At 35.2% G+C, this 11064-nt stretch carries 10 protein-coding genes; 6 read left to right on the forward strand and 4 right to left on the reverse strand.

From position 1 onward, the window contains the following. Nucleotides 1–356: 356 nt before the first annotated feature. The 6 genes from AB8B65_RS07775 (at nucleotide 357) to AB8B65_RS07800 (ending at nucleotide 8064) form a co-directional block, all read left to right on the forward strand. Complete coding sequence (locus tag AB8B65_RS07775; RefSeq protein WP_405300320.1) at nucleotides 357–3464, forward strand: WD40/YVTN/BNR-like repeat-containing protein; 3108 nt, start codon at nucleotides 357–359, stop codon at nucleotides 3462–3464. Then, the gene (locus tag AB8B65_RS07780) at nucleotides 3465–4019 is read left to right on the forward strand and encodes a CopD family protein (protein WP_405300321.1); all 555 of its coding nucleotides are present in this window, start codon (nucleotides 3465–3467) and stop codon (nucleotides 4017–4019) included. Between the two features lie 46 nt (nucleotides 4020–4065). Next, nucleotides 4066–5520, forward strand: coding sequence for a sensor histidine kinase (locus AB8B65_RS07785; RefSeq protein ID WP_405300322.1), 1455 nt, complete (start codon nucleotides 4066–4068; stop codon nucleotides 5518–5520). Between the two features lie 4 nt (nucleotides 5521–5524). Continuing rightward, nucleotides 5525–6307: an enoyl-CoA hydratase/isomerase family protein gene (locus AB8B65_RS07790; protein ID WP_405300323.1), complete on the forward strand. Its 783-nt coding sequence runs from the start codon at nucleotides 5525–5527 to the stop codon at nucleotides 6305–6307. A gap of 132 nt (nucleotides 6308–6439) precedes the next feature. After that, nucleotides 6440–7486 (forward strand): T9SS type A sorting domain-containing protein, encoded by a 1047-nt coding sequence (locus AB8B65_RS07795; RefSeq protein ID WP_405300324.1) that lies wholly within the window; start codon nucleotides 6440–6442, stop codon nucleotides 7484–7486. Nucleotides 7487–7632: 146 nt separating this feature from the next. Then, nucleotides 7633–8064 carry a hypothetical protein gene (locus AB8B65_RS07800; RefSeq protein ID WP_405300325.1) on the forward strand — a complete coding sequence of 144 codons (432 nt, stop codon included), beginning with the start codon at nucleotides 7633–7635 and terminating at the stop codon, nucleotides 8062–8064. An 84-nt stretch (nucleotides 8065–8148) separates the two neighbouring features. Here AB8B65_RS07800 and AB8B65_RS07805 read toward each other — a convergent pair whose 3' ends face one another. From AB8B65_RS07805 to AB8B65_RS07820, 4 genes are all read right to left on the reverse strand, one after another. Next, a complete protein-coding gene (locus AB8B65_RS07805; RefSeq protein ID WP_405300326.1) occupies nucleotides 8149–8340 on the reverse strand; it encodes a hypothetical protein in 192 nt (63 codons plus the stop codon). Nucleotides 8341–8756: 416 nt separating this feature from the next. Further along, nucleotides 8757–9416, reverse strand: coding sequence for an HD domain-containing protein (locus tag AB8B65_RS07810; protein ID WP_405300327.1), 660 nt, complete (start codon nucleotides 9414–9416; stop codon nucleotides 8757–8759). A gap of 49 nt (nucleotides 9417–9465) precedes the next feature. Next, entirely contained in the window at nucleotides 9466–10209 is a 744-nt protein-coding gene (locus AB8B65_RS07815) for a lysophospholipid acyltransferase family protein (RefSeq protein ID WP_405300328.1), read from the reverse strand. Nucleotides 10210–10295: 86 nt separating this feature from the next. Continuing rightward, entirely contained in the window at nucleotides 10296–10706 is a 411-nt protein-coding gene (locus tag AB8B65_RS07820) for a BrxA/BrxB family bacilliredoxin (protein WP_405300329.1), read from the reverse strand. Nucleotides 10707–11064 lie beyond the last annotated feature (358 nt).

Genomic DNA, 11064 nt, shown 5'->3' on the forward strand with positions numbered 1-11064 from the left:
AAAAATTCGTGAATTCGTGGTAAAAAAGCAATAATACCAATTAGATTTCGATACAATTTTTCTTCATTTTATTCCAAAAAAATCACTCAATCTGACGACCTAGAAAAGACAAAAAAATTGTAATGCTAAACTTAATTCAGCATCGCACAAAACAACTTTTATCAATAACATAAAAGTATTCCAATGCTAGCAAAAGTTTAGAACTTGTGCCCACAAATAAGCTGAAAAATTCGTGGATTCGTGGTGAAAAAATAAAACAAATTAATAACCAACAACAGACGAATTAACAAAAAAACAAAAACACCCTAAAAGAATAATCCGTATTTTTAGTTTCTGAAACCAAACCAACCTAAAAAATGCGAATCGCAACCATTGTAATAACACTATTTCTTACCATAGCAAGCCAACTAGAAGCACAAGCACAAACTTTTGACGAAACCTATTATAAAAACCTAGAATACAGACTTATTGGTCCATTTCGTGGTGGACGAAGTGCGGCTGTAACAGGCGTTCCTAACAAACCCAACTTGTTCTATTTTGGAGCAACAGGCGGCGGAATTTGGAAAACAACCAACGGCGGACGCGCTTGGGAAAATATTTCTGATGGCTTTTTTGGTGGAAGTATCGGTTCCATTACCGTTTCAAAAAGTGACCCAAATGTCATGTATGTTGGTGGTGGCGAAAAAACCGTGCGCGGAAACGTATCTTCAGGATATGGCGTTTGGAAAAGTGTCGATGCAGGAAAAACATGGACAGCTTCCGGCTTAAAAAATTCAAGACATATTCCTAGAATGGCTGTGCATCCTACAAATCCAGATATTGTATACGCTGGTGTCATGGGAAATATCTACAAATCATCACAAGAAAGAGGTGTATACAAAAGTATTGACGGCGGAAAAACATGGAAAAAAACACTGTTTGCCAATGCAGATGCAGGCGTTGTCGATTTACTTATCGATCCTACAAATCCAAGAATACTATACGCTTCTACATGGCGTATTCGCAGAACACCATACAGTTTAAGTTCTGGTGGTGATGGTTCAGGGTTATGGAAAAGTACAGACAGTGGCGAAACATGGACAGAAATCTCTACCAAAAAAGGATTCCCAAAAGGAACTCTAGGAATCATTGGAGTTACGGTTTCTCCACTCAACAATCAACGTGTTTGGGCAATTGTTGAAAATAAAGACAAAGGTGGATTATACCGAAGCGACGATGGTGGCGAAACCTGGAATCAAGTCAATAGCGAACGTAAATTACGCCAACGTGCTTGGTATTACACGCGTATATATGCAGATACCGAAAATGCAGATGTTGTATACGTATTAAATGTACGCTATCACAAAAGTACCGATGGCGGAAAAACATTCAGCACATACAACGCTCCACACGGAGATCATCACGACTTATGGATTGCACCCGAAAATCCAAAACGTATGATTATTGGTGATGATGGCGGCGCACAAGTTACCTATGATGGCGGCGAAACCTGGAGTACATATCACAATCAACCGACTTCGCAATTTTATAGAGTGACTACAGATAATAGTTTTCCGTATAGAATCTATGTAGCACAACAAGACAATTCCACAATACGAATTCCGCACAGAACCGATGGTAGATCTATTTCAGATGACGATTGGGAAAGTACGGCTGGTGGCGAATCGGCACATATTGCGGTCGATCCAAAAGACAATGACATCGTATATGGCGGAAGTTATGATGGTTTCCTCACGCGAAAAAACCACAAAACAGGAACCGTTAGAGCCATTAATGTTTGGCCAGACAATCCAATGGGACATGGCGCTGAAGGGATGAAATATCGTTTTCAATGGAATTTCCCAATCATATTCTCAAAGCACAATCCGAATCGTTTATACACATTTTCAAATCGTGTGCATGTCACAGAAAATGAAGGACAATCTTGGAAAATTATCAGTCCAGATTTAACTCGAAACGATCCAGAAAAACTAAAATCTTCTGGTGGACCAATTACACAGGATAACACTTCCGTAGAATATTACTGTACTATTTTTGCTGCACAAGAATCGCCACTTACAGAAGGTTTACTTTGGGTTGGAAGTGACGACGGATTAATTCACCTTACAAAAGATGGCGGACAAAACTGGGAGAATGTAACGCCAAAAGGAATGCCTGATTGGATGATGATCAACAGCATTGAACCAAGTGCTTTTGACGCAGGAACCTGTTATGTAGCAGGAACAAAATACAAAACGGGCGACTTTACTCCATATATCTACAAAACGACAGATTACGGAAAATCGTGGAGAAAAATTACAAACGGAATCAATGCTGAGCATTTTACAAGAGTTGTTCGTGAAGATCCAAAACGCAAAGGTTTACTATACGCAGGAACGGAAACAGGCATGTACATTTCGTTCAACGATGGAAAAAACTGGCAATCGTTTCAGTTGAATTTGCCAATTGTTCCAATTACCGATCTCACCATAAAAGAAAATAACTTAATTGTAGCAACGCAAGGAAGAAGTGTTTGGATTATTGACGATTTAACGGTGATTCATCAGCAATACGGTATCACAAAAAATGAAAACATTCTGTACAAACCAAAAGACTCCTACAGAATGCGTGGTGGTTCTCAAAAAGGAAGCAAAACCGAAGGAATGAATCATCCAAATGGTGTGATGACCTATTTCTATCTAAACGATTATGATGAAAACGATGAGGTTTCATTAACGTATATGGAAGCGAATGGAGATATTATAAAAACATTCAGCACAAAAAACAAAAAGAAAGACAAACTCAACGTTGAAAAAGGAGGAAATCAGTTTGTGTGGAACATGACTTACAAAGGAACAGAAAAGCTGAAAGGTATGATTTTATGGTGGGCAAGTTTAAATGGTCCAAGAGCAGTTCCTGGCGAATACAAAGTAAAATTGACCGTAAAAAAAGAAGGTACTGATGCCGTAGAAATGATCAAACCGTTTACCATTTTGGCTGATAAAAGAGCTGAAAGTACCTTGGCGGACATGCAAAAACAATTCGATTTCATCAAAGATGTCAATGCAACAATGGACAACGCGCACAAATCCATCAAAAAAATTAGAAAAATTAATGCAAAATTGACTTCTTTTGCAGCGCAGTATAAAGACGATGAAAACGTAACAGCATTGGTGGAAAAAGCCAAGGAACTCAAAAAGCAATTTACAGCAATTGAAGAAGCATTGTATCAAACAAAAAACCGTAGTGGACAAGATCCGTTGAATTTCCCAATTCGTCTCACAAATAAATTAGGACACTTAAATTCATTGGTAAGTATGGGCGATTTTGCACCAACGGAACAAGATATTGCGGTAAAAAACGAGTTGACACAAAAAATTAATAAAGAACTAAGTGAGTTCAACAATTTGGTAGACAACGAAATAAAAGCGTTTAACGATGCCTTTAATGCGAAAAAACTAAATTATTTATTCATAGAAGACTAAATGTTATTAGAATATTACGGTTACATAAAAGCACTACATTTAATATTTGTAGTCACTTGGTTTGCGGGATTATTTTACATTCCACGCCTATTTGTTTATCAAATTGAAGCCTTTCACAAACCATCTCCTGAAAAGGAAATTTTAGGAAAACAGCTTAAATTAATGGCAAAACGCTTGTGGTTTATTATTAGTTGGCCTTCGGGAATATTGGCAACTTTTTTTGCAATTTTGCTACTCATTGCAAATTCGTCATTATTGCAATTGGGTTGGATGCATGTAAAACTAGGATTTGTATGCTTACTAATTTTATACCATCTTAAAACGCACCAAATGTTCAAGCAATTGCAGCGTGATGATGTGCGATACAGCTCTAGTTTTATGCGAATTTGGAATGAAGGCGCTACATTTATATTATTTGCAGTTATATTTTTGGTCATTTTAAAAAGTTCCATCAATTGGATTTTTGGTGTGATCGGAATTTTTGTATTAGCATTTTTATTAATGCTCGGATTTAAGCTATACCAACGCATACGCGAGAAGAATCCAAATGCGTAATTTGGCTTGATTATTGTGCAAAAGCCAAGAAGATAAACCCACATTCATGAAACCTGCTAGACTTTCATTACGTTCCAGAATATTTGCTTACATGATTCTTTTGATTCTTGTAGCGTCTATTTTAATTGCTTTGGTTACCATTTATCAATACAGTGAACAATCAAACGATTATCATTTACGCCGTTTAGATCGAAAAGAAAAACAAGTAAAAGGACACGTAAAATATCTTATCTTTTTTGAAACAACCTATGTTGTCAATGAAGAAAATTTAGGCCTTATTTTTCAGAAAGAAATCTTTAAAATTGCCGACATTCACAATGTCATATTTAATTTATACGACTTAGAAGGTGGTTTCTTAAAAACATCAGATACCTCTATAAGAAGCGAAGGAATAACAGAATGTTTGCCTGCCAAAATTTTAAATAATTTACAATACAATGTAGACAAACATTATGATGATATTGTGTTGGAAAATGGCACAGAATATCAATCGTCATACAGTATTATTACCGATGCAAAATCGAAGCCTTTAGGAATTATAAACCTGCAATACAAGCTAGATAATACATTTAGCGACAATGAGTTGCGAGAGTTTTTAACACGTTTAGGATATACCTATGTAGTCATGCTAATCATTGCAATTGTATTTGCATATTACGTTTCAAAATACATTACAAAATCGCTTAAGAAAATTGGTGAAAAGTTAGATCAGACACGCTTCAACAAACGCAATGAAAAAATTATTGTGGAAGATGCTGGACAAGAAATTTACAATCTTATCAATGCGTATAATGGTATGATTGACGAACTCGAAGAAAGTGCGGTAAAACTAGCAAAAAGTGAACGTGAACAAGCTTGGCGCGAAATGGCAAAACAAGTAGCGCACGAAATTAAAAATCCGTTGACGCCAATGCGATTGACAGTACAAAGTTTTCAACGAAAATTTGATCCGAACGATCCAAAAATTCATGACAAAGTAAACGAATACACAAAAATACTCATTCAACAAATTGATACGATGAGTAATATTGCTTCCGCGTTTTCAAACTTTGCAAAAATGCCAGCACAACAAAACGAAATGCTAAATGTGGTTGAAATTACACGTTTGGCAATGGATCTTTTTAATGAAGATTATATCAATTATTCGTATGACGAAGAAGAAATTATTGTCAAGTTTGATCGTACACAGCTAATTCGCGTGATTACGAATTTGGTAAAAAATGCCATTCAAGCCATTTCCGAAAAACGTCCGCCACGAATAGATGTGCGCGTATTTGAACAAGATAATATGGTGCTAATTACAGTAAAAGACAACGGAATTGGTATCACAAAAGAAAACGAACCTAAAATATTTGAGCCTAAATTTACCACCAAATCTAGTGGAATGGGATTAGGACTCGGAATGGTAAAAAATATTGTAGAAACTTACGAAGGAAGTATTACTTTTACATCTGAAGAAAATAAAGGCACCACATTTAAAGTGTCATTCCCAAAAATATAACACCATGAGCTACGAAAACATCTTAGTACACGAAGACAACGGAATTGGAACAATTACGATCAATCGTCCTAAAAAATTAAATGCACTAAACAGAGATACCATTCAAGAATTACACACTGCTTTTGAAGCCTTAGATGCTTCCACAGAAGCGAAAGTGATTGTATTGACAGGAAGCGGTGAAAAAGCATTTGTAGCAGGTGCAGATATTAGTGAATTTGCACATTTTTCGGTGGAAGATGGTGGAAGATTAGCTGCAAAAGGGCAAGAATTACTTTTTAATTTAGTACAAAATTTAGGAACGCCCGTAATTGCTGCCGTAAACGGTTTTGCGCTCGGTGGTGGATTGGAATTAGCAATGGCGGCACACTTCAGAGTTGCCAGTGATAATGCAAAAATGGGCTTGCCAGAAGTATCACTTGGTGTTATTCCAGGATATGGAGGAACACAACGCTTACCACAATTGGTAGGTAAAGGAAAAGCCATGGAAATGGTTATGACTGCGGGAATGATTGGCGCTGATGAAGCAAAACAATGCGGATTGGTAAATCATGTAACAACACAAGAAGAATTATTGCCATTGGCATACAAATTGGCGAGTAAAATAATGCGAAACTCGTTAGTTGCCATTCGCGGAGCAATCAAAGCGGTAAATGCAAACTATGAAGATGGCGTAAATGGTTACGAAACAGAAATTACAGAATTCGGAAACTGTTTTGGTACGGAAGATTTCAAAGAAGGAACTACGGCATTCTTAGAAAAACGCAAAGCAGCTTTTCCTGGAAAATAGGAAAAAACGATAGCTTTTTTATTTCTTTACATACATCACGAATACGATTTTTGTTAAATTTTGGCGTAAATAGTTGTTTTGAAGTCAATAATAATTATATTGATAACTAAGTATTTACCAATCTTAATTACCATGAAAAAAGGATTTTTAACTGTTGTATTTTGTTTGTTTGCGTTTCATTTATCTGCACAATGTACTATTGATCCATTCATTCAACAGAATTATGAGCTTGATGCTCAATTGTTGGTGTTACAAGAAATTAAAGGGAATCCAAGTGATCCAGATTATGACAATCCTTTTTTAGAACAAGCTAGGGTAGATGGTTATCTGGAAAAACTATCAGCGATATATTCAAATCCACAAAACTTAGCCGATATAGATTCATTATTTACTGAATTTCAATTTCATGTGAACGCAGTTAATTTACCGTATAAAAAAATGGAGTTTCGAGTACAAACATCCGTGAGTTGGGTACAAACGTTAAAAGATACAGGGCAATCTGGTGTCACCGAATTGGACAATTTTTTGTCACAATATCAATTCACCGTTACAGACTTTTTTGATTTTACATTTGGAAACAGTGCAGGAACCACAAAATTTGAGCTCACAACTGCACACAATTTTATAAATACGTATGCATTGTTTGATGATTTACAGAATAGCTCAAGTGCTATTGAAGACGTATTTGAAGTGAGTGATTATTCGGTTTGGTGTAACTATACAGGAATTCCTTATACAGTAGAAGAATATGCATTGCCTCCTGCTGATCTTCCTGTAAATTCATGCAGTATTAGTAAAAGCAATAATGCTACAAGTGCTGAAGATGTATTTATTTTTTCATTAGGAAAATGTTTTCATTCTGGTTATATAACTGATTATAGATATGTAACCGTTCCTAATGATTGTAGTTCAGCAACATTTTCGCGAACTTTATCTACATCGGAAAACGAACTGATAAACGTTTCTATCTATCCAAATCCAACATCAAACACGTTACATATTAAAGGAATTCCACAAATTGAAACGGTAGAAATATATTCTATTCTGGGTAAAAAAATAGAAGTTTCTATAACTAATTCAACAACAGTTGATGTAAGCACTTTAACAAACGGAATTTATTTTTTGAAAGTTGTTGATACTCAAAATCGGACTGTGATTAAGAAGTTTATCAAAAAATAAAATGTCAATATTCCTCGTTTTAACTACGCTTACACATTCGTTTTAACGCTTACGAACTAATTTCAGCATCGTATTAATCTTTTATATACATTTAAGAAAGTTTCCCAATTTTCAATGTGCAAAACACCATAATTAAAAATAGCACAATGAGAAAAATAGTAGTAAGTATGATTGCATTTGTTTTATTATCTTGTTCATTCAATGATGATAACGAACCTCTAATTCTGCAAGATGCCATCAGTTTTAATTTAAATGGAACTGATTATTTTTTAACAGATTACAATGTAATGCTAAATCCAGCAGACAGCAATGAACGCATGATAGAAGCCACATTTGACAACAATACCAAAACGCTTTTATTTTATGTTATTGTAGAAGAAACCAATCAAATAGAAGAATTTATATTGATTGAAAACGGCATTGAATACAGTTCAGATCCAATAATGGGCGATCGAGAAACCTCTATTACAACGCATACCGACAGCAATATGATAGGAACATTTAGAGCAGTTTTGACTGATAGAAATGATTTGCCAATCCATACATTTACAAACGGAATTATACATATTAAGTTTTAAAACGTGATTGATAGTATTATAAAAACTCCTTCAAACTTTACATATATAAAATTTAAAGGAGTTCTGTTCGCTTATTGTAAAATACTAGCCGTTTGCACAACCTTTAGTATGACAACCGTTGCTGTAACCACATTCTAAACTTGGTCCAGAGGTGCTTGGAGCACCTTTTACAGGCTGATTGTTATTATTGTTAGCTTGAAGACCACCATTTATTGATGATAAATTAGAAATAGATACACTGTTTAATTTTAGGGTTTGAATTGCTCTGTTTTTCATAATATTGTGAATTAATAGTTTAAGTTTTCAATAACTAGGGTGCATTATGAAATTTCATTACCCACTTTTTTAAAATTTTTTTAAAAATCTATGTAAATGACATTCAATCGAAAGTTATAAGAATAAAAAAAGTCTGTCTTTCTTGATATAGAAAAATAGACTGTATGTGTTATTAGGTAGCTAGTTTTTAACTATCAAGAACATCCTTTTTTGGTAAGTTTTAATGTTTTCTTTGCGTTACTTTTCATAATAGTTTGATTTTTAAATCTATAATGGATAGAAAGTAAAGGATTCTTCAACCAATAAAAAACAATACTATTGCATGATTTATGAAAACGTGATCATTTTGAGAAAAATAAGAAACGTGAAAACATTTCTACAAGCCAAATTATAAACAATATTTTGTCTAACAAAATCTAAACTTCCCCATTCCATTCCGCAAAAAACTGTGCTAAAAACTGTTCCATGTATGCATGACGTTGTTCCGCAATTTTTTTACCTGTGTTGGTGTTCATTTTATCTTTGAGAAGTAACAATTTTTCGTAAAAGTGATTAATTGTAGGTGTAGTAGATTTTTTATATTCCTCTTTGGTCATATTGAGGTTTGGTTCAATAGAAGGGTCATGTAACTTTCTATTCTTAAATCCGCCATAATTAAAACAACGTGCAATTCCAATAGCACCAATTGCATCCAAACGATCGGCATCTTGAATTACGTCCAATTCAGGTGACGTAAACTGCTGATCGAAATTTCCGCCTTTAAATGAAATGTTAGTAATAATATTTTCAACATGTGTTATGACATCTTCCGCCACAGCGATACTTTCCAAAAAATTACGCGCTACTTTGGGTCCAATTTTTTCATCACCGTTGTGAAATTTTGAATCGGCAATATCATGCAATAACGCGCCCAAACTCACCACAAATTCGTCTACGGTTTCTTCTTTCGCAATCAATAATGAATTTTTGTATACACGTTCAATATGAAACCAATCGTGTCCGCCTTCGGCATTTGCCAACGTTTCTTGAACAAAAGTGATGGTTTTTGCAATAATGGCTGCTTTAGTGGCGCTCATAAGGATGTGTTTTTGAAAGATGTGTTACAGAATAAATTCAGCTATAAAACTACGCAATAACAATCGATTTTGTAACTACTTTTTCGATATGTTCAATGAGTTCATCAAATTTATTTCTAGGATAATCACTCAATAAAATAGGTTGGTGTGCATCAATGGTAATTTTTGTGCCCAATCCGTATGGAAACCTTCCATATTTGGTTGTTTTCCACGAATTATTGATTGTAACAGGAACAATTTGTGCGTTCGGAATGTACTTAAATAACACCTGCAAACCTTTCGTTTTAAACGGCTTTGGATCGCCTGTTTTGCTGCGAGTTCCTTCCGGAAAAATAACAGCAGTATACGTGTTTTTGTGCACATACTTTGCAAAGCGAATGATTTCTGTAATGGCTTGTTTCGGATTATTTCTATCGATCAAAGCAGCGCCACCGTGACGCAAATTAAAAGAAATGCCAGGAATGCCTTTGCCCAATTCTTTTTTACTTATAAACTTTGGGTAGTGCTTTTTAAACAGCCAAATTAGAGGAGCAATATCGTTCATGCTTTGATGATTTGACACAATAATTAAAGGCCTGTCCAAATCTAAAGTATGCAAATTCCGAAGTTTGTAACGCGTTCCTAGAATACGTTGGCAACACATGAGACTAAATTGAAAGGCATTCACGCTCCAATTATGTCCATTGTGTCCGCCTAACTTTAGGCAAATCCATTGAATTCCATGAAAAATAACTAATAACAATCCAAAAACAAGCAAATAAATGCTTGAGAATATATACGATAAAAACTTCACGATGTAGGTACTTAGTAATCTGGTAAAAATAAAAAGCAAAACCACGCAAAAAGCGTGGTTTTTATAATGTGTTCGATAAGAATGTATTAACAGTTCTCGTTGTAGGCATCTTTAAGATTCTCAGCAATCATTTCTGCTGGTCTTCCTTCAATATGGTGACGCTCTAACATGTGTACCAATTGTCCATCTTTAAACAATGCCATACTTGGAGAAGAAGGTGGAAAAGGAACCATAAAACCTCTTGCTTTATCGGTTGCTTCTCTATCAACTCCTGCAAAAACAGTCACTAAATTATCTGGTTTCTTATCATTATCTAAAGACATTCTTGCGCCAGGTCTTGCATTGGCTGCTGCACAACCACAAACAGAGTTTACAACTACTAGCGTTGTTCCTTCTTTTGCCAAAGCGTTATCAACAGCTTCTACCGTGTGTAATTCTTCGAAACCAACGGCAGTCAAATCTGCTCTCATTGGCTTTACCAATTCTGGTGGATACATAATCTTTTGAGTTAAATTCATTAATAATGTTGCAAAGATACGGATTTAATCCTTTTGAAGCCGAATTCTGAAATACTGTTTTTGTGTTAAAGAAAGGTAAAAAAAGCAGTGATTCGTTAGAAATATAGTGCTGGTGAATATTTTTTTCTTGGGAAAATGTATCTTTGGTAAAAACAAACTATATGAGTGGATTTGCAAGCTGGATTGGAGGCGCGTTAGGATGGACGCTTGGTGGACCTATTGGTGCTGCTATCGGGTATGCCATAGGAACAGCCGTTGACAAAGCAACTTCAAAAGGGTTATTACTCGAAGAACCTAAGCAACAAAAGAGACAACGTCGTAAACGTGCCGAACCTAC

This window comes from Kordia sp., from assembly GCF_045105435.1.
In the GTDB taxonomy this organism is placed as follows: domain Bacteria; phylum Bacteroidota; class Bacteroidia; order Flavobacteriales; family Flavobacteriaceae; genus Kordia.